The organism is Massilia aurea, assembly GCF_040790145.1.
GTDB classification, from domain to species: domain Bacteria; phylum Pseudomonadota; class Gammaproteobacteria; order Burkholderiales; family Burkholderiaceae_D; genus Telluria; species Telluria aurea_C.
Genome location: NZ_JBFMMP010000001.1, coordinates 209,117 through 233,320 on the forward strand (window position 1 = coordinate 209,117; position 24,204 = coordinate 233,320).

Here is a 24,204-nt window from a genome sequence, read left to right on the forward strand (position 1 = left end):
GGTTCGCCGCGTGGTGGCTTTTTCATTTTGCATCGGGCTTTTATTGGAACGGCTATATTCTCTGACAAGTAGAATTTCTTTTACTTACAGAAAATATTTTCATCGGATGGTCTTGTGTTTTGACCGTCCAGTGCCCAAGTTCAGAACACGCTTTTTATAAGGTATGCCATGACAACTTCGAAATTAACCGAGCAAACGACGCTGCCACTTCTGCCGTTGCGCGATGTGGTTGTGTTCCCGCATATGGTGATACCTCTGTTTGTTGGCCGCCCTAAATCGATCAAGGCCCTCGAAGCCGCGATGGAGCAGGGCAAGAGCATCATGCTGGCCGCCCAGAAGGCCGCCGCCAAGGACGAACCTTCCGCCGCAGACATCTACGAGATCGGCTGCGTGGCCAATATTCTGCAAATGCTGAAACTCCCCGACGGCACTGTCAAGGTCCTGGTCGAGGGTTCCCAGCGGGCGCGCATCGATACCATTACCGATGGCGCCACGCACTTCACGGCGCAACTCACGCCGGTCGAATCGGAAGTCGGCGACGATTCCGAAGTCGAGGCAATGCGCCGCGCGATCGTGCAGCAGTTCGACCAGTACGTCAAACTCAATAAAAAGATTCCTCCCGAGATCCTGGCTTCGCTGGCCGGCATCGATGACGCGGGCCGCCTGGCCGATACCGTCGCCGCCCACTTGCCGCTCAAGCTCGAGCAGAAGCAAGTCATTCTCGAGATCTTCAACGTCGCCAAGCGCCTCGAGCACCTGCTCGGCCAGCTGGAAGGCGAACTGGATATCCTGCAAGTTGAAAAGCGCATCCGTGGCCGCGTCAAGCGCCAGATGGAAAAGTCGCAGCGCGAGTATTACCTGAACGAGCAGGTCAAGGCCATTCAGAAAGAGCTGGGCGAGGGCGAAGAGGGCGCCGACATCGAGGAGCTCGAGAAGAAAGTCGTCGCTGCCAAGATGCCGAAAGAAGCCATGGAAAAAGCCCAGGCCGAAATCCGCAAGCTCAAGCTGATGTCGCCGATGTCGGCCGAAGCGACTGTCGTGCGCAATTACATTGACACGCTGGTCTCGCTCCCATGGCGCAAGAAGTCGAAGGTCGCGATCGACCTGGCCAGTGCCGAAGCGGTGCTCGAACAAGACCACTACGGCCTCGACAAGATTAAAGAACGCATCCTGGAATACCTCGCGGTGCAACAGCGCGTCGACAAATTGAAGGCGCCGATCCTGTGCTTCGTCGGTCCACCAGGCGTCGGTAAAACGTCGCTCGGCCAATCCATCGCCCGGGCCACGAACCGCAAGTTCGTGCGCATGGCGCTGGGTGGCGTGCGTGACGAGGCCGAGATCCGCGGCCACCGCCGCACGTATATCGGCTCGATGCCCGGCAAGGTGCTGCAATCGCTGGCGAAAGTCGGCGTGCGCAACCCGCTGTTCCTGCTCGATGAGATCGACAAGATGGGCGCCGATTTCCGTGGCGATCCGTCGTCGGCGCTGCTCGAGGTGCTGGACCCGGAACAGAATCACACGTTCTCGGATCACTACCTGGAAGTGGACTTCGACCTGTCGGACGTGATGTTCGTGGCGACGTCGAACTCGTACAACATCCCGCCGGCGCTGCTCGACCGCATGGAAGTCATTCGCCTGTCGGGTTATACCGAAGACGAAAAGACCAGCATCGCGCTGCGTTACCTGCTGCCGAAGCAACTGAAGAACAACGGCTTGAAGGAAGAGGAAATCAAGGTCGAAGAGACCGCGATCCGCGACATCATCCGTTATTACACCCGCGAAGCCGGCGTGCGGTCGCTGGAACGCGAAGTGTCGAAAATCTGCCGCAAGGTCGTCAAGATGCTGCTGCTGAAAAAGCCGGGCGCTGGCGCCGAGAAACGCGTGATCGTCAACGGCAAGAACCTGGATAAATTCCTGGGTGTGCGTCGTTATGATTTCGGCGTGGCCGAGAAAGACAACCAGGTTGGCCAGGTGGTCGGTCTGGCATGGACAGAAGTCGGTGGTGACTTGCTGACTATCGAAGCTGTGAACGTGCCTGGCAAGGGCGCCATCATCCGAACCGGTACGCTGGGCGACGTGATGAAGGAATCGATCGAAGCAGCCCGCACCGTGGTGCGCAGCCGCGCCGCGCGCCTCGGTATCAAGAACGAGGCGTTCGAGAAGGCCGATATCCACATCCACGTGCCGGAAGGCGCAACGCCAAAGGATGGTCCATCGGCCGGTATCGGCATGACGACGGCGCTGGTATCGGCCTTCACCGGCATCCCGGTGCGCGCCGACGTGGCGATGACGGGCGAGATCACGCTGCGCGGCGAAGTGCTGCCGATTGGCGGCCTGAAAGAGAAACTGCTGGCGGCGCATCGCGGCGGCATCAAGACGGTATTGATCCCCGAGCAGAACGTGAAGGACCTGGCCGAGATTCCGGACAACGTCAAGAACAAGCTCGAGATCGTACCGGTGCGCTGGATCGAGAAGGTGCTGGAGATTGCACTGGAACGTCAGCCGCAAGCGCTGGTGGAAGATCCTGCAGTGGCCGTGGCGCCAGCGCCGGTGGACACCAAGCCAGAGGTGGTCAAGCACTAAGCTGCTTGCCAGCTTCATGAAACAGGCGCCCGTGTGGCGCCTGTTTTTTTGAGCTGTCGGATTGTTGCAGCCCTCCGCAGCCAGCACGCGGCCCGCACCACCGGCACGTCGTTCCAGCCTCCGCTGGAACGACGTTGGTTGATTATCAGGCGACGCGAACTGCAGCGGCTCCGGCAGCCACAACCGAAGCATTCCTCAAGCCACCTCGCTTGACATCCCCATGTTGCCCTTGTTTAATACGGCCTGCACTTTTGCAGTAGCGGCGCGTGTGCGTCACGATCGACGAAACGAGGGAACGAGTGAACAAGACAGAACTGATCGAAGAAATCGCGAAGTCCGCGGACATTACCAAGGCATCGGCAACGCGTGCCCTCGACGCCGTGATCGAAGCCGTTACCGAAACCCTGAAAAAGAATGAGAGCGTTACTCTGGTGGGCTTTGGCACCTTCACGGTGGGTGAGCGCGCTGCACGTACCGGTCGCGATCCGCGCACCAAAGAACCTATTAAAATCAAGGCCGCACGCGTCCCGAAATTTAAGGCTGGTAAAGCTCTGAAAGATGCTGTAAACTAATGCCTTCTTCGCGGTGACATGCGAAGGAAAGCTGCAAGAGTGAGTTGATCAGCTCTTGAAGTTTGTTGGTGTGTTTTTTGCTGGAGCGGTAGTTCAGTTGGTTAGAATACCGGCCTGTCACGCCGGGGGTCGCGGGTTCGAGCCCCGTCCGCTCCGCCACAAAAAACGCACGGACTTTATGTCTGGAGCGGTAGTTCAGTTGGTTAGAATACCGGCCTGTCACGCCGGGGGTCGCGGGTTCGAGTCCCGTCCGCTCCGCCAGAATATAGTAGTATGGGGTGCCTCACGAGGTAGCCCCTCCAGAAGAGGCGAACGCGAGTTCGCCTTTTTTTTTAACTTGTGCTGTTATTGCATTCTCAACCTTGAATGGCTGACCATGTTTGAATTTATTCGGAACAACAAGCGTTGGATGTACGGGATCCTGCTCCTTTTGATTATCCCGTCGTTCGTGTTTGTGGGGATGGAGAGTTACCAGAGTAACGATGCCGGCAATAACGTCGCCACTGTCGGCGGCGAAAAGATCTCCCAGCAAGAGTGGGAAGACGCGCAGCGGCGCCAGATTGACCAGGCGCGCCAGATGATGGGCGCCCAGTTCGACCAGAAGATGTTCGAGACCGCAGAAGCGAAAAAGACCATTCTCAACAATCTGGTCGGCGAACGCGCCATCAGCGCCGAGATCGCCCGTTCGCACATGAACGTGGGCGACGCGACGCTGCAAAAGACCATCATGGAAATCCAGCAGTTCCGCCAGCCGGATGGCGGCTTCGACATGGAAGGCTACAAGGCCGCCCTGGCAGCGCAAGGCATGACGCCGGCGATGTTCGACCAGCGCCTGCGCCGCGACCTCACCGTGCAGCAACTGACCGGTTCGATCCAGGCCACTGCGTTCGCGCCGCGCAGCGTCGCCACGCGCCTGTCGGACATCAACGACCAGGAACGCGAAGTGCAAGAGCTCGTGTTCCCGATCGCGACCTACCTGCCGCAGGTAAAAGTCACCGACGCCATGGTCAAGGCCTACTATGACAAGAACGCGCCGTTGTTCCAGATCCCCGAACAGATCAAGGCCGAGTACGTCGTATTCAACGCCGCGACCGTCGAAGGCCAGGTGCAGGTGTCGGATGCCGAAATCAGCGACTTCTACAACAAGAACCTGAAGAACTACACGACGCCCGAACAGCGCAGCGCCAGCCACATCCTGATCACCGTGGCCAAGGACGCCAATGCGGCGGCCCAGGCGGCAGCCAAGACAAAGGCCGAAGCCGTGCTCGCGCAAGTGCGCGCGGCGCCGCAGAACTTCGCCGCCATTGCCAAGGCCAACTCGCAAGACCCGGGCTCGGCCCAGTCGGGCGGCGACCTGGGCGTGGTCGAGAAGGGCCTGTTCGTGAAGTCGGTCGAAGAGTCGATCTACGCACTGAAAGAAGGTGAGACGAGCGGTCTGGTGCAGTCGGAATTCGGCTGGCACATCATCAAGCTGAACTCGGTCAAGCCGGCCTCGCAAAAGTCGCTCGAGTCGGCGCGTGAACAGATCGCAGGCGACCTCAAGAAGCAGAAGATGGCCGCCAAGTACACCGAACTGGCTGGCGTGTTCAGCGAGACGGCGTATGACCAATCCGAGAGCTTGAAGCCGGTCGCCGACAAGCTCAAGCTGCAGATCCAGACTGCCGACAACCTGACCCGTACGCCGAACCCGGCACTGGGCGATGCACCGTTCAACAACGCCAAGTTCCTGACCGCACTGTTCGGTAACGATGCGATCAAGAACAAGCGCAATACCGAAGCCGTGGAAGTCGCGCCAAGCGTGCTCGTCGCAGGCCGCGTCGTGGCGTTCCGCCCGGCCGCCAAGCGTCCTCTGGCGGAAGTCGACGCGCAGATCCGTCAGCGCGTGACAATCGAAGAAGCGGCGCGCCTGGCTCGCCAGGCCGGCGAAGCCAAGCTGGCAGCGGCCAAGGCTGCTGGCGACGCCGCCGGTTTCGGTGCGCCAGTGAGCGTGTCGCGCACCAAGCAGCCAACGATCAACCAGGCCGGCGCCATTGCCGTGCTCAAGGCTGATGCGACGAAGCTGCCGGCGTATGTCGGTGTCGACGTGCCGGGCCAGGGTTACGCCGTGTACCGTATCGGCAAGGTGTCGCAGCCGGCGCAGCTCGATGCCGCACGCCGCAAGCAGGAAGCCGACCAGATCGGCAGCCTGGTGGGCCAGCAGCAGATGGTCGACTATGTCGAGGCGTTGAAGGTCAAGGCCAAGGCCAAAGTGACGGCGACGCCGGAGCAGCTGGGCGTGCGTACCGACGCGCCGTAATCCTTCGCGTCATCATCCGAGAAAGCCCGGCTGCGAAAGTGGCCGGGCTTTTTTATTTGCTTCGATGTTAGCGAAGTGCTTAACCGACCCGGGAAGCGGAATCTGAAACACTGGTGCGACTGAACCCAAAGGCCTTGAAAGGACTGCTCCATTGAACACCGCTACCACCAACCGTGCGCGAGACCTGGTCGCGCAAATGACCGAGGACGAAAAGTTCGCCTGGCTGTCCGGCCCCATGGCCATTCCCTTGACGGACGAACTGAAAGCGCAGGGCGCCATCGGCTCGGCCGCGTTCTATCCCGGGATCCCGCGCCTTGGCATCCCGGCCATGCAGCAGGCTGACGCCAGCCTAGGCGTCAGCAACATCGGCGGCGTGCGCCCGGGCGACCATGCAACCGGCTTGCCGAGTTCCTTGCTGCTTGGCGCAACCTTCAACCGCGAACTGGCGCGCGAGGGGGGCGCACTGGTCGGCCGCGAGGCCAGGGCCAAGGGATTCAATGTGCAGCTTGCAGGTGGCGCGAATCTGATTCGCGAACCGCGCGGTGGCCGCAACTTCGAATACATCTCGGAAGACCCGTTGCTGACCGGTGTGCTGGCCGGCCACTCGGTTGCCGGCATCCAGGCGCAAGGCGTCGTCTCGACGGTAAAACACTTCGTGGCCAACAGCCAGGAGACCGGGCGCGTGATGGTCAGCTCGAACCTGGCCGAAGCGGCGCTGCGCGAATCCGATCTGCTGGCCTTCCAGATCGCCATCGAGATCGGCCAGCCGGGCGCCGTCATGCCGGGCTATAACCTCGTCAATGGTGACTACGCGTCCGAGAATGCCTTCCTGCTGCAGCATGTGCTCAAGGATGAATGGGGCTTTCCCGGCTGGGTCATGGCCGACTGGGGCGCGACGCATTCGACCGTCAAGGCGGCGCTGGCCGGACTGGACGTGCAATCGGGCGCCAACCTCGACGATGCCCACCACTTTGGCCAGGCCCTGCGCGATGCCGTGCGCGACGGCGCAGTGCCGCAGTCGCGCATCGACAATATGGTCGAGCGCATCCTCACGAGCCTCATCAGCGTCGGCGCGCTCGATGCGGCGCCACATGAAAAGCGCGAGCAGCCGATCGACTTCAGCCAGCACAAGCTGATCGCGCAGCGCCAGGCCGAAGAGGGCATCGTGCTACTCGCGAATGAAAGAGCCGTATTGCCGCTGCCGCAGCGTCTGGCCAAGCTGCTGATCGTCGGCGAGCATGCCGACCATGGCGTGCTCTGTGGCGGCGGCTCGTCGGCCGTGTCGCCGATCGGCAGCCTGCAGCTACCCGGGACCAGCATCATGGGCATGGACGTCGCCAAGGTCGTCCAGCCGTCGTCGCTCGTCACGGCGATTGCCGAGGAAAGCGCGGCCCGTGACGTCGTGTTCCTCGACGGCCTGGATCGCGAGCGCGTGCTGGAGCAGGCGAAGTCGGCCGACGCGGTGATCGTGTTTGCCCAGGAGTGGCGCTCGGAAGGACTGGACGCCGTCGGCCTCGCGCTGCCCGGCGACCAGGATGCGTTGATCGCAGCGATTGCCGGCGTCAACCAGGCGACGATCGTCGTGATCCAGTCGGGCGGCCCGGTGACGATGCCATGGCGGGGCGACGTGGCGGCGATCCTGGCAGCGTGGTATCCCGGTTCCGGCGGCGGGCCCGCCGTGGCTGGCGTGCTGTTCGGGCGCGTGAATCCCTCGGGCCGCCTGCCGGTCACGTTCCCCGCGAGCGAAGCGCAACTGCCGCGCCCGAACCAGATCGATCCGGACACCACGACGTCGAACCCGGGCATGCCACGCAAGGGCGCCATCATCCCGATCGACCACGATATCGAAGGTTCCGACGTCGGCTATCGCTGGTTCGCGCGACAAGGATTGACACCGCTGTTCCCGTTCGGGTTCGGCTTGTCGTACACGACGTTTGCGTTGTCAGACCTGCAGGTGAGCGTCGACGGGCGTTACCGGGCCAGCGTGCAGGTTGCCAATACCGGCGCGCGAGCCGGTGCGGCCGTGGTGCAGATCTATGTCGCCAGGCCGGGCGCCGGCGGCTTCGTCAAGCGCCTGGCCGGTTTTGCAAAAATCATGTTGGCCGCAGGGGAGCGCCGCAGCATCGGGATCGACCTGGAGCCGCGCATCTTCGCACGCTATCGGGACGCCGGCTTCGAGATCGCCCAGGGGACGTGCCGCGTCTGGGCGGCGCACGACGCCAGCGACGACGCCCTCTGGACGGATGTCGTGATCGACGCCGCGCGCCCGATCACGACGTAACCTCAGCCTGCCGCGTCGTGCAGCGCACGCGCGGCAGCCAAAAAATCGCCAGGCGCGATGTCGGCCAGCGCCACCACCTGCGCCTGCGGGTACTGCACGAAATTGCGATCGATCGAGCGCAGGTAGGCCGGATCGTAATGCTGCACCAGCAGCTCGTCGACCAGGTGCGGCAGGGCGCCGCCTTGCGCCATTGCCCGCCACGCCTCGATCTTCGCGCGGCCATGCACCAGCGTCAGGTGCACCAGTTGATCGGCCAGCACGGAAGGCTCGGCGCAGAAGTGCTGGTAGTCTTCCATCAGCAGCCGCACGCGCTCTGGCCGCGCCAGTTGCAGGTCGATGCAGGGCGCCGCGCGCATGCGCGTCATCACGGCATCGGGCACGCGCAGGTTGCCCACTTTCTTGCTCTCGGCCTCGACGAATACAGGCCGGCTCAGGTCGAAACCGCGCAGCTTGGCCAGCACCCGCGTCTCGAACAGCTTCTGGCTTGGCTGCGGCGCGTCAGGCAAGTGCCCCAGCACCGAGCCGCGGTGCGCGGCCAGCTGCTCCAGGTCGAGCACCTGCGCGCCGATGCTGTCCATGGTTTCGAGCAGGCGGCTCTTGCCGCTGCCGGTGGGCCCGCACACGACGCGAAAATCGACTGCAGGCGGCTCGGCCAGCACCGCGCTGACCCAGGCGCGGTAATTCTTGTAGCCGCCTTCGAGCTGCGCCACCGGCCAGCCGATGCGCGCCATGATCAGTGCCATGGCGCCGCTGCGATTGCCGCCGCGCCAGCAGTAGACCAGCGGGCGCCAGTCGCGTGGCTTGTCGTGAAACAGCGTGTCGATGTGGTGCGCAATATTGCGCGCAATGATCGGCGCGCCGAGCTTCTTGGCCTCGAACGCGCCGGTTTGTTTGTACATGGTGCCGACCGCGATGCGCTGCGCGTTGTCCAGCACCGGGCAGTTGATCGCGCCGGGAATATGATCGAGCGCGAATTCGGCTTCGCTGCGCACGTCGATGATGGCGCCGAATTCGTTCAGGCGAGGGAGCAGGGCGTCGAAGCCTGCGACTTCCGGGTACTTCATGGCTGCTTCACCATCTTTGAAAAGGTTGGCCAGATATTGTTCAGGATGATCGGGTGCGCCTGCGCGGTCGGATGCAGGCGGTCTTGCTGGAACAGGGCCGGCTTGTCGGCCACGCCCTCGAGCATGAACGGCACCAGCGGCGACTTCGTCGAGGTCGACACGGTCTTGAACATCCCGAAGAAGCGTTCGGTGTAAGCACGCCCGTAATTCGGCGGCATGCGCATGCCCACCAGTAGCACGCGCGCTTTCTGCGCTTGCGCCGCGGCGATCATCGCGCGCAGGTTCGCTTCGGCCGACGGCACCGGCAAGCCGCGCAAGCCGTCGTTGGCGCCCAGTTCGATCACGACGACATCCGGCTTGTGCTGGCCAAGCAGCGCAGGCAGGCGCGCGCGGCCGCCGCTGGTGGTCTCGCCGCTGATGCTGGCGTTGACGATCTTCGCGTCGATTTTTTCCGCTTTCATTTTTTGCTCGAGCAGCGCTACCCAACCGGCGCCGCGTGCGATGCCATATTCGGCCGACAGGCTGTCGCCCACCACGAGTACGGTTTTTGGTGCAGAATAAGCGTTCGCCGTCGCCGCCAGGGTGAATACACCCAGTGCAGCGCCGACAGTCAATCTACCTAGAACTGCGTTCTTAAGAAAAGCAAGCATGCGTGATCATCCCGAGGCATTCAAAAATAACGTCACTGACGTCGATGTACTGACAGACCGGCCGCCTGCAATCGCTGTCAGCGGTTTGTCGAAGAAGGTCGCTGATGCCAGCGGCGAGCTGACCATCCTGCAAGAGATTGATTTTACCGTGCAACCGGCAGAGACGCTCGCGCTCGTCGGCGCATCGGGCTCGGGCAAGTCGACCTTGCTGGGCCTGCTGGCTGGCCTGGACACGCCGTCAAGCGGCACCGTGCGGCTCGATGGCACCGACATCTTCGCGCTCGACGAAGACGGCCGCGCCGCGTTTCGCAAGGCCAAGCTGGGCTTCGTGTTCCAGTCGTTCCAGCTGCTCGCGCATCTGAACGCCCTTGAAAACGTGATGCTCCCGCTCGAACTGCGTGGCGAGTCCGGCGCCCTGGAGAAGGCCACCGAGATGCTGGGCCGCGTGGGCCTGGGCAGCCGCCTGAAGCACTATCCCAAGTTTCTCTCGGGCGGCGAGCAGCAGCGCGTCGCGCTGGCGCGCGCCTTTGTCACGCAGCCGCCATTGCTGTTTGCCGATGAACCGACCGGCAGCCTCGATGCCGCCACCGGTGAATCGATCATTCAACTGATGTTCGAACTCAATCGCGAACGCGGCTCGACCCTGGTGCTGGTCACGCACGATCCAGGCATGGCCGCGCGTTGCGGCCGCACGATCACGATTGCGGCCGGGCGCCTCGTCAGCTGATCAGGCCGCCGCGCGCACCTGTGTCTGCATCTGTGCCTGCATCTGTGCCTGCACCTGCTCGTTGAGCACCTTGCGCACGGCTGCCGGCAGCTCGCCGGCGGTCAGGCCGATCGGCCCCACGCCGTCCGCGACCAGCGCGTCGGCGGCCGCGCCATGCAGCCAGGTGGCTGCTGCCGCCGCCTCCCAGCCCGGCCAGCCTTGCGCGAGCAGGGCGCCGCAGAGCCCCGCCAGCACGTCGCCGCTGCCTGCCGTGGCCAGGCCCGCGTTGCCGGTCGGGTTGATCAGAACCTGGCCATCCGGCCGTGCGATCACGCTGCCAGCCCCCTTGAGAATCACGATCGCGTTCATGCGCAGCGCCAGTTCGCGCGCGCTGGCCAGGCGGTCGGCCTGCACCACCGAGACCGTCATGCCCAGCATGCGCGCCGCTTCCAGGGGATGCGGCGTCAGAACGCCTGGCGCGCCGCGCGTTGCCAGGCGTGCCTGCAGGTCGGGACTGGCGCCGATCAGGTTCAGTGCATCGGCGTCGATCACCAGCGGGCTGTCGCCATCGAGCGCCTTGACGACCAGCCGGATGGCATCGACCGAGTCACCCATGCCCGGCCCGATCACCAGGGTGCGGCCGAAGAAATCGAAGTCGTCAGCGGCACGGAACATGATTTCGGGCTGGCTGCTGTCGTAGCCGGGGGGCGCGTTCAATGCTGCGACATACACGCGCCCCGCGCCGGCGTACAGCGCGCCGCGCGCGGCCAGCACCTGCGCGCCGGCCATGCCGTGCGCGCCGCCGATCACGGCGACGTCGCCGAAGCTGCCCTTGTGCGAGTTCTGGCGACGCGCGGTGAAGCGCTGTGCGAACACTGGCAGGCCGTTGACGCTGGCTGACGAGGGCGTGCCCGTCACATCGACGCCGAGCGTGTCGACGCGCACGATGCCCGCATGATCGCGGCCATCGGCCGTATGCAGGCCCGGCTTGTCGGCGATGAAGGTGATCGTGTGGGTGGCGCGCACGGCCACGCCGTCCGGCCCGATCACCGCGCCCGTATCGGCATCCAGGCCACTGGGCACGTCGAGGGCCAGGATCGGGCAGCGCAGGGCGTCGAGGCCCGCGACCACGTCGCGGTACTCGCCCGCGAGCGCGCGGGTCAGGCCGATGCCGAACAGGCCGTCGACCACCAGGCGCCACTGGCCATCGGGCGGCAGCATGTCGAGCCAGCCGACCGTGCCGGCGCGTGCGCGCCCGTAGGCGGCAGCCGTTTCGCTCGACGCGTCGTCATTGCCGTCGCCCGGCAGATGCAGCACGGTGGCATCCACGCCTGCCTCGGCCAGGTTGGCCGCCACCTCGAGCGCATCGCCGCCATTATTGCCCGGACCGGCCAGTACCAGCACCGGCGCGCCGCGCGCGTCGCCCAATAGTTCGAGCGCGTAATCGGCGGCGGCCCTGCCGGCGCGGGTCATCAGGGCGCCCGGCGCGAGCGCGCTGCTGGCGGATTGTTCGATGGCGCGCACTTGCGCGACGGTATACAGAGCTTGAGCCATGGTCGTTTGCGTGAAGGAGAAATGAAACCATTGTCGTGCATTCTCGCCAACGTCGGCGCGCCGTCCGCACTACAATGGCTGCCATCACTTGGCTAGCAGATGGAGTTGGTATGGATTGGCAGTTCTGGATCGACCGCGGCGGCACATTCACCGATATCGTGGGGCGCCGCCCGGATGGGCAACTCGTCACGCACAAGCTCTTGTCCGAGCACCCGGAGCGGTATCGCGACGCGGCGGTGGCTGGCATCCGCCACCTGCTCGGCGTCGCTGCGGGCGCGCCGTTGCCGGCATCCGGCATCGAGGCCGTCAAGATGGGCACGACGGTTGCGACCAATGCGCTGCTCGAGCGCAAGGGCGAGCCGACGGTGCTGGCCATCACGCGCGGCTACCGCGATGCGCTGCGCATCGCCTACCAGAACCGGCCACGCCTGTTCGACCGGCACATCGTGCTGCCCGAACTGCTGTACGCACAGGTCATTGAAATCGACGAGCGCGTGGGCGCGCATGGCGACGTGGTGCAACCGCTGGACGAGGCGGCGGCGCGGGCCAGCCTGCAGGGCGCGTTCGAGGCTGGCTTGCGCTCGCTCGCGATCGTCTTCATGCACGGTTACCGGCACACGGCGCACGAAGCAGCCGTAGCCCGCATCGCGCGCGATATCGGCTTCACGCAAGTGTCGGTCTCGCACGAAGTGAGCCCAATGATGAAGCTCGTCGCGCGTGGCGACACCACCGTCGTCGACGCCTACCTGTCGCCGATCCTGCGCCGCTATGTCGACCAGGTGGCCGATGAACTGCCGGGCGTGAACCTGCAATTCATGCAGTCCAACGGCGGCCTGACCGACGCGCGCGCGTTCCAGGGCAAGGACAGCATCCTGTCCGGGCCTGCGGGCGGTATCGTGGGCATGGTGCGCGCCAGCCAGCAGGCCGGCTTCGAGCGCGTGATCGGCTTCGACATGGGCGGTACTTCCACCGACGTCTCGCACTTCTCGGGCGAGTTTGAACGCGTGTTCGAAACGCAGGTGGCCGGCGTGCGCATGCGCGCGCCGATGATGAGCATCCACACGGTTGCCGCTGGCGGCGGGTCGATCCTGCACTTCGACGGCAGCCGCTATCGCGTGGGGCCCGACAGCGCCGGCGCCAATCCGGGCCCGGCCAGTTATCGACGGGGTGGCCCGCTCGCGGTCACCGACTGCAACGTCATGCTTGGCAAGGTCCAGCCGGCGTACTTCCCCCGCCTGTTCGGCCCGCGCGGCAATGTTGCGTTGGACGTCGGCGCCGTGCGTCGTCGCTTCGATGCGCTGGCCATCGAGATCGGCGCGGCTACCGGCGAGCGGCCCACGCCGGAAAGCGTGGCCGAAGGCTTCATCGATATCGCGGTGGGCAATATGGCCAATGCGATCAAGCAGATTTCGGTGCAGCGCGGCCACGACGTGACCGAGTATGTGCTCACCAGTTTCGGCGGCGCCGGCGGCCAGCACGCGTGCCTGGTGGCCGACGCCCTCGGCATGAAGACGGTGTTCATCCACTCGCTGGCCGGGGTGCTGTCGGCCTACGGCATGGGCCTGGCCGACCAGAGCGCGATGCGCGAGCAGGCGGTCGAAGAACGTTTGTCCGATACCGTGCTGCCGGGGCTGGCCGAGCGCCTTGGCGTGCTGGGCGAGGCCGCCCGCGGGCAGTTGCTGGCGCAGGGCGTGGCGCCTGGCCGCATCGCGCTGGTCGAACGCGTGCACCTGCGCTACGAAGGCACCGACTCGGCGCTTGTCGTGCTGGCGGGCGACATGGCGGCAATGAGCGCGCAGTTCGAGCAAGCGTACAAACGCCGCTACTCGTTCCTGATGCCGTCGCGCGCGCTGATCGTCGAAGCGGTGTCGGTCGAAGCGATTGGCCAGTCCGATGCGCCGGCGGAGCAGCCGGTGGCGGCGCCGGCGCCGCTTGACCAACCCGGGCCGCAGGAAACCGTACGCATGTACAGCGCCAGCCGCTGGCACGACACGGGCGTGTTCGCACGCGCCGCGCTGCAGCCCGGGCACGCCGTGCGCGGCCCGGCGATCATCGCCGAAGACAATGCGACCACGGTCGTGGAGCCAGGCTGGGAAGCGCGCGTGACGCCGTACAACCACCTGGTGCTGCAACGTGTGGAAGCCTTGCCCGAGCGGCGCGCGATCGGCACCACGGCCGATCCGGTGATGCTCGAGATCTTCAACAACCTGTTCATGTCGATCGCCGAGCAAATGGGCCTGCGCCTGCAGAACACGGCGTACTCGGTGAACATCAAGGAGCGCCTGGACTTCAGCTGCGCGATCTTCGACCAGGACGGCAACCTGGTGGCCAACGCGCCGCACATGCCGGTGCACCTGGGCTCCATGGGCGAGAGCATCAAGACCGTGATGCGCGAGAACGCCGGCCGCATGCACGCGGGCGACGTCTACATTCTCAACGATCCGTACCACGGCGGCACGCACTTGCCGGACGTGACGGTGATCTCGCCGGTGTTCGACGAAGCGGGCCTAGAGATCCTGTTCTACGTCGGCTCGCGCGGCCACCACGCCGACATTGGCGGCACCACGCCGGGCTCGATGCCGCCTGACTCGAGCCATATCGAGCAAGAGGGCGTCCTGATCAACAACTTCAAGTTGATCGACGGGCAGGACGGGGTGCTGCGCGAAGACGCCGCGCGCGCGCTGCTCACCGGCGCCCGCTACCCGGCGCGCAATCCCGATCAGAACATGGCCGACCTGCGCGCGCAGGTGGCGGCCAACCAGAAGGGCGTCGAAGAGCTGCACAAGATGGTCGCGCATTTCGGCCTGGCCGTCGTGCGCGCCTATATGGGCCATGTGCAGGACAATGCCGAAGAAGCGGTGCGGCGCGTGATCTCGGCGTTACGAGACGGCAGCTTCCACTACCAGCTCGATAACGGCGCCCACATCGACGTGGCGATTCGCGTCGATGCGGCGACGCGCAGCGCCGAGATCGACTTCACCGGCACGTCCGGCCAGCTGCCGAACAATTTCAATGCGCCGTCGGCCGTGTGCATGGCGGCAGTGTTGTACGTGTTCCGCACGCTGGTGGACGATGAGATTCCGCTCAATGCCGGCTGCCTGAAACCTTTGACGATCATCATCCCTCCCGGCTCGATGCTCAACCCGCACTATCCGGCATCGGTCGTGTCGGGCAACGTCGAGACCTCGACCTGCATCACCAATGCGCTGTACGGCGCGCTGGGCGTGATGGCGGCGGCGCAGGGCACGATGAACAACTTCACGTTCGGGAACGCGCGCTACCAGTACTACGAAACCATCTCGGGCGGTTCCGGCGCGGGTGAGGGTTTCCATGGCACCGACGTGGTCCAGACCAATATGACCAACTCGCGCCTGACCGATCCCGAGATCCTCGAGTTCCGCTTCCCGGTGCGCTTGGAGAGCTACGAGATTCGCCCGGGATCGGGCGGGGCGGGGCGCTGGCATGGGGGCAATGGCGGCGTGCGCCGCGTGCGTTTTCTGGAGCCGATGACGGCGGCGATCCTGTCGAACAACCGGATCCACGCGCCGTTCGGCATGGCCGGCGGCGGCGAGGCCGAACGGGGGCGCAACAGCGTGGTGCGTGCGGATGGGCGCGTCGAGCAACTGGGGCATATCGGCAAGATCGACATGGACGCGGGCGATGTGTTCGTCATCGAGACGCCGGGCGGCGGCGGCTACGGCAATGAATAGAATGGGGCGGCATATTGTGGGCGGATCGATCGCCCTGTATGCTGCACCGGCATCGATTTTCATCACCGATTTTCATTACTACCACGAGAGATACCATGAAACGTCTACTGACCTGCTCCGCCCTGGCCGCGGCCATGCTGCTGAGCGTCACCGCCTGCAAACGCGCCGAAGCACCGGCCACCGCCGCTGCGCCGGCCGTGGCGTCGCAACAGATCGACACCGTCGTCGGCACCGGCAAGGAAGCCACTGCCGGCACCACCGCCGTCGTCAACTATACCGGCTGGCTGTACGAGCCGGCTGCCGAACAGCAGCGCGGCAAACAGTTCGATTCGTCGGTCGGGCGCGAGCCGTTCAGCTTCCAGCTGGGCGCCGGCCAGGTCATCAAGGGTTGGGATGTGGGCGTGCAGGGCATGAAGGTCGGCGGCAAGCGCACGCTGATCGTGCCGGCCGAGATGGGCTATGGCGCCGGCGGCGCAGGCCCGATCCCGCCGAACGCCACCCTGGTGTTCGAAGTCGAACTGCTCGACGTGCGTTAATTCGCGGCCGGTGCTGTTGCTGGCGCTGTTGCTGGCGCTGGCGTCGGCGCCAATGCCGGCAACGGCGCTGGCGCGGGCCGGCGCGGTGGACTCGCCACCGGGTCCTGTTTCACCCCCGGCGCTTCGCGATCGCGGATCCGGTACCACGCAAGGCCCAGCAGTTCATAGGTCGCATACCACGAGCGCCGCATGCCTTCCGCGCTTGGCAGCCAACCATCGAATCCATGGTTCGCGTTGTAGACGAACATCGTCGGCGCCTCGACGACCTCGAGTCCTTCGCGCTCGAACACGCCGCGCGCGCGGTGCATGTGCATCGCATCGGTCACGAGCAGGATACGTTTCACGCCCGCTTTACGTAGCAGCACATTGCTGTAGATGGCATTCTCGCCCGTATCGCGTGAGCGCCGCTCGATCCACTTGACTGGCACCCCGAAGTCTTCGCGCAGCGCCCTGGCCATCGCGTCGGCCTTGGTGTAGGCCATGTCGATCGTAGCCGGATCGGCGCCACTGCCGCCATTGCCGCCGGTGACCAGGATCGGCAGGCCGGTGCGCCGCTGCAGGTGTGCACCGTAGCGCAGACGCGCGAGCGCCGTGTGATCGGGGATGTCGCGGTTATCGTATTCGCCCGCACTGCGCAACCGGCCGGCGGCCAGCACGACGATGGCCTGGGCGCCGGCGCTTTCCGGCCGTGCTAACGGCCTGGTCATGCGTTCCAGCGGTTCGACCAGGTAGCTCGATCCCGCATTGCTCGACATGAAGGTCAGCAGCGCCATGCCGGTACCGGCGACGATACGTCCGGTGCGCGGCCAGAAACGCCACAGCAATAAACCCAGGGCGATGATCAGGAACAGGCTGGTGGGAGGCAGGAAGAGGTTACGGGGAAGGGCGTTGATTAAGTCGAGCAAAATGGGAGGCGAGCGGGCGCTGTAGTGAGAATGACATCGACAGTAGACCGTAACTGGCGTGGTGCGTCAAGTTGGCGCCCAAAGCCGCAGGCCAGGGTGGCAGGCCAGGGTGGCAGGCCCCGGGTGCAGTCAGAGTTGCGGCGGCAGATCGGCCGCGGCCTTGGCCGTGCATTGCCGGCCTCGTTCTACCCAGTGCGGTGGATGACTGTCGATGGGATCGTTGGCCAGTGCGACCGGCCGCAGTTCCACATACTTGCGAATCGCATCGCAACTGCCTCTCCATCCACCGAGCTTGTAGAGGGCGCCGGCCAGCGCGATATCGCCGCGCTGTTCCAGGAGCAGGCCATACCGGTAAAAGGCGGCGGCGTGGCGTGCCGACATGCCTTGTTCGTACAGGCGCGCCGCATCTTCGTGGCCCAGCGCCGGCGTGCGGCCCGCCTCGATCAGCATGCCCAGTGCGGTTTCGGCGCGCCCTTCAGTGCGCCCGAGCGCCCTGCGATACAGCGCCGCCGCCTGCGCATCGTCCTGCTGGTTGCCCAAGCCCAGTTCAACGCTGCGGCCCAGCAGGTACAGCCCCGACGGGTCATCTTGCGCTGCGGCGCGCGCCAGCCATGCGGCAGCGCCGGCGCGCTCGGTATCGTCGCCTGCGTCATGCATCGCCCTGGTGCCAAGCCGCACCTGGGCGTCGGCCAGCCCGCCGTCGGCCGCTTTCGTCAGCCAGTACAGTGCGGTGACGGGATTGATGTCGTTGCCGAGCGTATGCTCGTAGGCCCACGCCAGGTTGGCCTGCCCCCAGCCATGGCCCTGCTCGGCGGCCTTTTCGTACCAGTAGGCGGCCTGGCGCGCATCGCGTGGTACGCCCGCGCCCCGGAAATACAAGACGCCGAGATTGTTCTGCGCGTACGCGTTCCCGCTCAGCGCTGCCCGTTCATACCAGATGGCCGCCTGCGCCGGATCGGCCTTGACGTGGGCGCCGTGCTGGTACCAGCTGCCCAGCAGGTTTTGCGCGGCCGGGTCGCCCGCATCCGCGCCCGCCCGGATGGAGGCCAGTGTCGGGCCGTCAGGCGGCACGGCCGCGCTGCCGGGGACCCATCGGTACTGCGTCCTGAGCCAGCCAGTCGGCGCTTCGCCCGTGGCCAGTACGGCGGGGAATGGACAGTTGCGCATGGCCGCCAGTGCGGCGGCGTCCAGGTCGGGCCTGCCGCTTGAGGCCGTGATACGCCCGTCGATGACCAGGCCGGATTCACCGATCCGCACTTCAAGGGTGCTCGTGCGGCTGGTGCGCTCTGCGAGGGCCGCCTTGGGCCAGGCGGGGCGCTCGCATGCATACAGGTCGAATCGCAAGACCGCTTGCGCGCTGGGGCCAGCGGCGGCAATGGCCTGGCTGGCATGGATGGCTGCTGCAGCCAGAAAGACCAGGCGCGTGAATTGCATCGTGCCCGGCGTCACGCAGCCGCGATACCGTATTTGCGGCGCGCCGCCTGGTATTCCTCGGTCAAGGCAGCCAGCCGTGGATGCTGCGCATCCTGGGCGCGGATGCCCTCGAGCAGACCGGCCGCAGCCTGCCCCAGCGGATGGTCCCAGCCAAGCTCGTTGATCTGGCGAAGGATGCCGCCGGCGGTGGCGACCATGACCTGCAGGTTGCGCGGCACCAGGTGCAGCGCTTCGAGCAGCGTCTGGACCGCGCCGCGCACGTCGCCCATATTGCGCTTTTCGTCGGCCACGCCCAGCAGGATCTGCGCCTGCGCCTTGAGCTGCTGGCCCATGTTCTCGAGCAGGTCGTTGCGCCCGGCGTTGACGAACACGTTCATCGCCTGCTCGGGCGAGATGCCGCTGGCCGCGTCGTTCACGACGGTGAGCATCACGCCGGCCGCCTGTTCGTCGAGCCGGTGCGCCAGGCAGGCGCGCGCCAGTTCCATCTTGAGGCTGGACGACAGCGCATTGTTGGCGCGCACCGCCGACACGGCGGCCTGCAGTTCGGCTACCGCGGCGCTGCCGTTGCCGGTCTTGTCGTGCAGGAGCGCGTTGGCGTATGCGCGGCAGGCGTCGTAGGCCGGCGCCGTGCGCAGCGAGCGTTCGAGGTCGCGGATCACGCCGGTGGCCTGCAGCAGGTCGCCGCGGGTCACCAGGGTCTTGACCAGGCTGACGTGGTCTTCGGGATCGCGAAACTCGGAGTAGCGCGCCTTGGTCACGACCTGGCGGAACGATTTCTCGGCCACTTCCACGTCGCCGGCGGCCAGCGACAGGTCGCCCAGTTTGCGCAGGCGCCGCACGACGTGCGGCGAGATCGCCACCGCGTCGGCCAGCACATCGCGCGCCAGTGCCGGCTCGCCGCTCGACTCGAGGCAGCGCGCCAGCAAGTCGTAGGCAGCCATCAGGCGGGGATTGGCGGCCAGCAGTTCGTCCAGGATCGCGCGGGCGTCGTCAACCTGGCCGAGGGCAACCAGCGTGCGCGCCAGGCCCAGCGCGGCCCAGCCGAGAGGGCGTTCGGCCAGCACGTCGCGGTAGACGGCGGCGGCTTCGGCATGTTCGCCCAGCGTCGTGTGCAGCTCGGCGCGCACGCGCGCGAAGTCGGCGGCAAAGCGCGGGTGTTCGTCGGCGCCGTTGGCGCAGGCCATGATCGCCTCGCGCAGCTTGCCCTGCGCGGCCAGTTGCCAGGCCGGGAGCAGGGCGCCGCGCCGTTCGAGCGCGCGCCTGATGCGGGTGCTGATCAGCTCCACCGTAAACGGCTTGAGCACGTAGTCGGTGGGGGCCAGTTCGGCGGCGCTGACGACTTTTTCACGCTCGGTCTCGGACGTCAGCATGATGAAGATCGTCGACGGCGTGATCAGGCGGTGGTGGCGCAGGTCTTCCAGCAGCTGCTGGCCATCCTGGCCTTCGCCAGCGCCGCTGGCCAGGTCGTATTCGCACAGGATGATGTCGTAGGCGCGCTTTTGCAACTGGCGAATCGCCGTGTTGGCGTTGATCGCGTAGTCGACCTTGGTGATGCCGACCAGGCCCAGCATGTTTTGCAGGCTGGTGCGCATGCCGGGATTCGGGTCGACGACCAGCACCGCCAGGTTCGCGTTCTCTTGCATGTTCGCTCTCGTCTCTGTTGGCGGCGGGCGCCAGGCGGCGCGCATCGCAAGATTGTCTACCGTTAAGATACCGGCAAGTCCGGAATCGATCAAGGAAACCAGTTCGCCGGGCGCCGCCGGTGATGACGGCCCGGCAACTAGGGCAAGGCTAACTGGGACAAGCCTGTATAATACCGGCCTATCTTCCACCCTAGCAGCGACGCTGCATCAACCGACTGTCCAAGCCATGTTGATTCTGCCGGGTTCCAATGCCCTGTCCGCCTTCCGTAGCCAACGCCTCCTGAGCCAACTGCAAGCTGTCGCCCCGTCGATCGCCGCCGTCCAGGGCCGTTTCTACCATTTCATCGACACCAGCGCGCCACTGTCCATCGACGACACGGCGCGCCTGTCGGCCATGCTCACCTATGGCGAGCCTGCGCCAGAGACCCTGTACGAGGGCGTGACCGAAGAATTCTTCGTCATCCCGCGCCTGGGCACGATTTCGCCGTGGGCCTCGAAGGCGACCGATATCGCGCGCAACTGCGGCATGGGCCATGTCCATCGCATCGAGCGCGGCATCGGGTTCACCGTGGTGCTCAAGACCGGCATCCTCGGCAGCAGCTTCGGCGCGCCGAAGAAGCTGGCCGACGCCGAGCTGCAAGCTGTGATCGCGTTGCTGCACGACCGCATGACCGACACGGTCTTGCGCAGCGCCGACGACGCCCGGCACCTGTTCAATGAACTTGAGGGCAAGCAGCTCGAGAGCATCGACGTACTGGGCCTGGGTCGCGACGCACTGGTGCGCGCCAACACGGAACTCGGTCTGGCGATGTCGGACGACGAAGTCGACTACCTGAACGAAGCGTTCACGAAAGCGCAGCGCAACCCGACCGACGTCGAGCTGATGATGTTCGCCCAGGCGAACTCGGAGCACTGCCGCCACAAGATCTTCAATGCCGACTGGATCATCGACGGCGAGAAGCAGAGTATCTCGCTGTTCGGCATGATCAAGAACACGCACCAGTTGAACCCGCGCGGCACCGTGGTCGCCTACAGCGACAACTCGTCGATCATCGAGGGCGCGACGGTCACCCGTTTCTTCCCGCGCGACGGCGAAGAATACGGCCCGTCGACGGAGCTCGTGCACACCCTGATGAAGGTCGAGACGCACAATCACCCGACCGCGATCTCGCCATTCCCGGGCGCCTCCACCGGCGCCGGCGGCGAAATCCGCGACGAAGGTGCGACCGGCCGTGGCGCCAAGCCAAAGGCCGGCCTGACCGGCTTCACGGTGTCGAACCTGGTGATCCCGGACGCCGTGCGTCCGTGGGAAAACGCGTCGGACGTGACCACGACCGCCCGCACTGACGGGCTGTATGGTAAACCTGAACGCATCGCCTCGCCTCTGGACATCATGATCGACGGTCCGATCGGCGGCGCCGCATTCAGCAACGAATTCGGCCGCCCGGTGCTGGGTGGTTACTTCCGTACCTATGAACAGAACGTCGGCGCAGCCGGCGCGGTGTACGGCTATCACAAGCCGATCATGATCGCCGGCGGCATCGGCAGCATCTCGGCCGCGCACACGCACAAGGACGAGATCCCGGTCGGCAGCCTGCTCATTCAACTGGGCGGCCCCGGCATGCGCATCGGCATGGGCGGCAGCGCCGCCTCGTCGATGGCCACCGGCACCAACACGGCCGACCTGGACTTCGACTCGGTCCAACGCGGCAACCCCGAGATGGAACGCCGCGCGCAGGAAGTCATCAACGGCTGCTGGCAGCTGGGCGAGCACAATCCGATCATCTCGATCCACGACGTGGGCGCGGGCGGCCTGTCGAACGCATTCCCCGAGATTGTCAACGACGCCAAGCGCGGCGCGATCTTCGACCTGCGCAAGGTGCCGCTCGAAGAGAGCGGCCTGGCGCCGAAAGAAATCTGGTCTAACGAGTCACAGGAACGCTATGTGCTGGCGATCGCACCGGAGAGCCTGGCGAAATTCGCATCGCTGTGCCAGCGCGAGCGCTGCCCGTTCGCCGTCGTCGGCACTGCCACCGAAGAGCGTCAGCTGCGCCTGATCGACGAGCAGCAGGCGGGTGGGCCAAATGCATCACCGGTCGACATGCCGATGGACGTCCTGCTCGGCAAACCGCCGAAGATGACGCGCGATGTCGCCCACGTGCAGAACGCGTTCCCACCGGTCGACCTGACCGGCATCGAACTCGTGGAAGCCGCGCGCCGCGTGCTGCTCAATCCGACCGTGGCCGACAAGTCGTTCCTGATCACGATCGGCGACCGTACGGTCGGCGGCATGACGGTGCGCGACCAGATGGTCGGCCCGTGGCAGGTGCCGGTGGCCAACTGCGCCGTCACCGCGATGGCCTATGAAGGCTTCCTGGGCGAAGCGATGGCGATGGGCGAGCGCACGCCGCTGGCCGTCATCGACGCCGCCGCGTCGGGCAGGATGGCCGTTGGCGAAGCAGTCATGAATATCGCGGCCGCCGCGATCGACGATATCTCGGACATCAAGCTGTCGGCCAACTGGATGGCGGCCTGCGGCCAGCCAGGCCAGGACGCCGCGCTGTTCGACACCGTGAAAGCCGTCGGCATGGAACTGTGCCCGGCGCTGGGCGTGTCGATCCCGGTCGGCAAGGATTCGCTGTCGATGCGCACCACCTGGAACGACGATGGCCAAGCCAAGGCCGTGATCTCGCCGGTCTCGCTGATCGTCTCGGCGTTCGCGCCGGTGACCGATATCCGCCGCTCGCTCACGCCGCAACTGCGCACGGACGCCGGCGAGACGGCCCTGATCCTGGTCGACCTGGGTCGCGGCAAGAACCGCCTGGGCGCCTCGATCCTGGCGCAAGTCACGCAGCAACTGGGTGACTCGGTGCCGGACGTCGATTCGCCGGCCGACCTGAAAGCCCTGTTCAAGGCCATCCAGGCGCTGAACAAGGACGGCAAGCTGCTGGCGTACCACGACCGTTCGGACGGTGGCCTGTTTGCGACGCTGGCCGAGATGGCCTTTGCCGGCCGCACGGGCGTGTCGGTCAACCTCGACATCCTGACGATGGACAGCGGCCATGGCGCCGACTGGGGCGATGCCAAGAACTGGACCGGCCAGGTGGCCGAGCGCCGCAACGAGATGACGCTGCGCGCGCTGTTCAGTGAAGAACTGGGCGCCGTGATCCAGGTGCGCGCGGAGGACAAGAGCGCGGTCATGAACGTGCTGCGCGAAGGTGGCCTGGGCGCCTCCAGCCACATCATCGGCAAACTCAATGACCGTGGCGCGGTGGAATTCACGCGCGACGCGAAAGTGATTTACAGCGAAACCCGCAGCAGCCTGCATCGCCTGTGGAGTGAAACCAGCTGGCGCATCGCGCGCCTGCGCGACAATCCGGCATGCGCGGATGCCGAATACGACCGCCTGCTCGACGAGCACGATATCGGCATGACGCCGAAGATCAGCTTCAACCTGAGCGAGGACGTCGCTGCGCCGTTCATCGCCACTGGCGTGCGCCCGCGCGTGGCCATCCTGCGCGAGCAGGGCGTCAACTCGCACATCGAAACGGCGTGGGTGATGCACCAGGCGGGCTTTGCGGCCATCGACGTGCACATGAGCGACCTGATTGCCGGCCGCGCCAGGCTGGACGACTTCCATGGCGTGATCGCCGTGGGCGGCTTCTCGTACGGCGACGTGCTGGGCGCCGGCGAAGGCTGGGCCAAGACCATCCTGTTCAACCCGCAGCTGGCCGAGCAGTTCGCCCGCTTCTTTGCGCGCCAGGATACCTTCGGCCTGGGCGTGTGCAACGGCTGCCAGATGATGAGCAACCTGAAGTCGATCATCCCGGGCGCGCAGGCATGGCCGAAGTTCACCCGCAACAAGTCGGAACAGTTCGAAGCGCGCTTCGGCATGGTCGAAGTGCTCGAGTCGCCATCGATCTTCTTCCAGGGCATGGCCGGCACGCACGCGCCGATCGCCATCGCGCACGGTGAGGGCTTTGCCGACTTCTCGCTGACGGGCGACTACGATGCGTCGATCAAGGCGATGCGCTTTGTCGATAACCGCGGGCAGGCCACGGAGACGTATCCATTCAACCCGAATGGCTCGCCAGGCGGCCTGACGTCGGTGACGACGGCGGATGGCCGCTTCACGGTCCTGATGCCGCACGCCGAACGCGTGTTCCGCGGCGCCGTGCACTCGTGGGCGCCGGAGTCGTGGGGCGATGAATCGCCATGGATGCGGATGTTCCGCAACGCGCGCAAGTGGGTTGGCTGATCGGACCACTGA

At 65.5% G+C, this 24,204-nt stretch carries 14 protein-coding genes and 2 tRNA genes; 10 read left to right on the forward strand and 6 right to left on the reverse strand.

The genetic code is table 11. From position 1 onward, the window contains the following. Window positions 1-168: 168 nt before the first annotated feature. The 6 genes from lon (at window position 169) to AB2N08_RS00930 (ending at window position 7,732) form a co-directional block, all read left to right on the forward strand. Window positions 169-2,583, forward strand: a complete 2,415-nt coding sequence (gene lon, locus AB2N08_RS00905) for an endopeptidase La (protein WP_367608747.1) — start codon at window positions 169-171, stop codon at window positions 2,581-2,583. Between the two features lie 299 nt (window positions 2,584-2,882). Continuing rightward, entirely contained in the window at window positions 2,883-3,155 is a 273-nt protein-coding gene (locus tag AB2N08_RS00910; protein WP_367608748.1) for an HU family DNA-binding protein, read from the forward strand. Window positions 3,156-3,237: 82 nt separating this feature from the next. After that, window positions 3,238-3,314: transfer RNA gene (locus AB2N08_RS00915), tRNA-Asp, on the forward strand. Window positions 3,315-3,339: 25 nt separating this feature from the next. Next, window positions 3,340-3,416, forward strand: a tRNA-Asp gene (locus tag AB2N08_RS00920). 115 nt (window positions 3,417-3,531) lie between these two features. Continuing rightward, window positions 3,532-5,451, forward strand: coding sequence for a SurA N-terminal domain-containing protein (locus tag AB2N08_RS00925; protein WP_367608749.1), 1,920 nt, complete (start codon window positions 3,532-3,534; stop codon window positions 5,449-5,451). A gap of 151 nt (window positions 5,452-5,602) precedes the next feature. Beyond that, on the forward strand, window positions 5,603-7,732 hold the full coding sequence (locus tag AB2N08_RS00930; RefSeq protein ID WP_367608750.1) for a glycoside hydrolase family 3 C-terminal domain-containing protein: 2,130 nt from the start codon (window positions 5,603-5,605) through the stop codon (window positions 7,730-7,732). Window positions 7,733-7,734: 2 nt separating this feature from the next. On the opposite strand, the gene mnmH is transcribed toward AB2N08_RS00930, so the two are convergent. Both mnmH and AB2N08_RS00940 read right to left on the reverse strand, forming a co-directional pair. Further along, window positions 7,735-8,796 carry a tRNA 2-selenouridine(34) synthase MnmH gene (gene mnmH / locus AB2N08_RS00935; RefSeq protein WP_367608751.1) on the reverse strand — a complete coding sequence of 354 codons (1,062 nt, stop codon included), beginning with the start codon at window positions 8,794-8,796 and terminating at the stop codon, window positions 7,735-7,737. Beyond that, a complete protein-coding gene (locus AB2N08_RS00940; protein WP_367608752.1) occupies window positions 8,793-9,446 on the reverse strand; it encodes an arylesterase in 654 nt (217 codons plus the stop codon). The genes mnmH and AB2N08_RS00940 overlap by 4 nt, the downstream gene beginning before the upstream one ends. An 85-nt stretch (window positions 9,447-9,531) precedes the next feature. Between AB2N08_RS00940 and AB2N08_RS00945 the strand changes: the two genes are divergently transcribed. Continuing rightward, window positions 9,532-10,173 (forward strand): ABC transporter ATP-binding protein, encoded by a 642-nt coding sequence (locus tag AB2N08_RS00945; RefSeq protein ID WP_367609428.1) that lies wholly within the window; start codon window positions 9,532-9,534, stop codon window positions 10,171-10,173. On the opposite strand, the gene AB2N08_RS00950 is transcribed toward AB2N08_RS00945, so the two are convergent. Continuing rightward, window positions 10,174-11,706, reverse strand: coding sequence for an NAD(P)H-hydrate dehydratase (locus AB2N08_RS00950; protein ID WP_367608753.1), 1,533 nt, complete (start codon window positions 11,704-11,706; stop codon window positions 10,174-10,176). Window positions 11,707-11,816: 110 nt separating this feature from the next. On the opposite strand from AB2N08_RS00950, the gene AB2N08_RS00955 reads away from it, so the two are divergent. Both AB2N08_RS00955 and AB2N08_RS00960 read left to right on the forward strand, forming a co-directional pair. After that, window positions 11,817-15,416 carry a hydantoinase B/oxoprolinase family protein gene (locus tag AB2N08_RS00955; RefSeq protein WP_367608754.1) on the forward strand — a complete coding sequence of 1,200 codons (3,600 nt, stop codon included), beginning with the start codon at window positions 11,817-11,819 and terminating at the stop codon, window positions 15,414-15,416. A 95-nt stretch (window positions 15,417-15,511) separates the two neighbouring features. Beyond that, window positions 15,512-15,952 (forward strand): FKBP-type peptidyl-prolyl cis-trans isomerase, encoded by a 441-nt coding sequence (locus AB2N08_RS00960; RefSeq protein WP_367608755.1) that lies wholly within the window; start codon window positions 15,512-15,514, stop codon window positions 15,950-15,952. Here AB2N08_RS00960 and AB2N08_RS00965 read toward each other — a convergent pair. From AB2N08_RS00965 to AB2N08_RS00975, 3 genes are all read right to left on the reverse strand, one after another. After that, window positions 15,949-16,857, reverse strand: a complete 909-nt coding sequence (locus tag AB2N08_RS00965) for a YdcF family protein (RefSeq protein WP_367608756.1) — start codon at window positions 16,855-16,857, stop codon at window positions 15,949-15,951. The genes AB2N08_RS00960 and AB2N08_RS00965 overlap by 4 nt on opposite strands. A gap of 129 nt (window positions 16,858-16,986) precedes the next feature. Continuing rightward, entirely contained in the window at window positions 16,987-18,291 is a 1,305-nt protein-coding gene (locus AB2N08_RS00970) for a TonB family protein (protein WP_367608757.1), read from the reverse strand. An 11-nt stretch (window positions 18,292-18,302) separates the two neighbouring features. Continuing rightward, the gene (locus tag AB2N08_RS00975; RefSeq protein WP_367608758.1) at window positions 18,303-19,934 is read right to left on the reverse strand and encodes a response regulator; all 1,632 of its coding nucleotides are present in this window, start codon (window positions 19,932-19,934) and stop codon (window positions 18,303-18,305) included. A gap of 226 nt (window positions 19,935-20,160) precedes the next feature. Here AB2N08_RS00975 and purL point away from each other — a divergent pair, with 226 nt between their 5' ends. Beyond that, window positions 20,161-24,192 carry a phosphoribosylformylglycinamidine synthase gene (gene purL / locus AB2N08_RS00980; RefSeq protein ID WP_367608759.1) on the forward strand — a complete coding sequence of 1,344 codons (4,032 nt, stop codon included), beginning with the start codon at window positions 20,161-20,163 and terminating at the stop codon, window positions 24,190-24,192. Window positions 24,193-24,204 lie beyond the last annotated feature (12 nt).

What these genes read in the sequence shown, in the direction of transcription:
- lon (WP_367608747.1), top strand. Translation starts at nt 169, where the DNA reads ATGACAACTTCGAAATTAACCGAGCAAACGACGCTGCCACTTCTGCCG.
- AB2N08_RS00925 (WP_367608749.1), top strand. Translation starts at nt 3,532, where the DNA reads ATGTTTGAATTTATTCGGAACAACAAGCGTTGGATGTACGGGATCCTG.
- mnmH (WP_367608751.1), bottom strand. Translation starts at nt 8,796, where the DNA reads ATGAAGTACCCGGAAGTCGCAGGCTTCGACGCCCTGCTCCCTCGCCTG.
- AB2N08_RS00940 (WP_367608752.1), bottom strand. Translation starts at nt 9,446, where the DNA reads ATGCTTGCTTTTCTTAAGAACGCAGTTCTAGGTAGATTGACTGTCGGC.
- AB2N08_RS00950 (WP_367608753.1), bottom strand. Translation starts at nt 11,706, where the DNA reads ATGGCTCAAGCTCTGTATACCGTCGCGCAAGTGCGCGCCATCGAACAA.
- AB2N08_RS00955 (WP_367608754.1), top strand. Translation starts at nt 11,817, where the DNA reads ATGGATTGGCAGTTCTGGATCGACCGCGGCGGCACATTCACCGATATC.
- AB2N08_RS00960 (WP_367608755.1), top strand. Translation starts at nt 15,512, where the DNA reads ATGAAACGTCTACTGACCTGCTCCGCCCTGGCCGCGGCCATGCTGCTG.
- AB2N08_RS00970 (WP_367608757.1), bottom strand. Translation starts at nt 18,291, where the DNA reads ATGCAATTCACGCGCCTGGTCTTTCTGGCTGCAGCAGCCATCCATGCC.
- AB2N08_RS00975 (WP_367608758.1), bottom strand. Translation starts at nt 19,934, where the DNA reads ATGCAAGAGAACGCGAACCTGGCGGTGCTGGTCGTCGACCCGAATCCC.
- purL (WP_367608759.1), top strand. Translation starts at nt 20,161, where the DNA reads ATGTTGATTCTGCCGGGTTCCAATGCCCTGTCCGCCTTCCGTAGCCAA.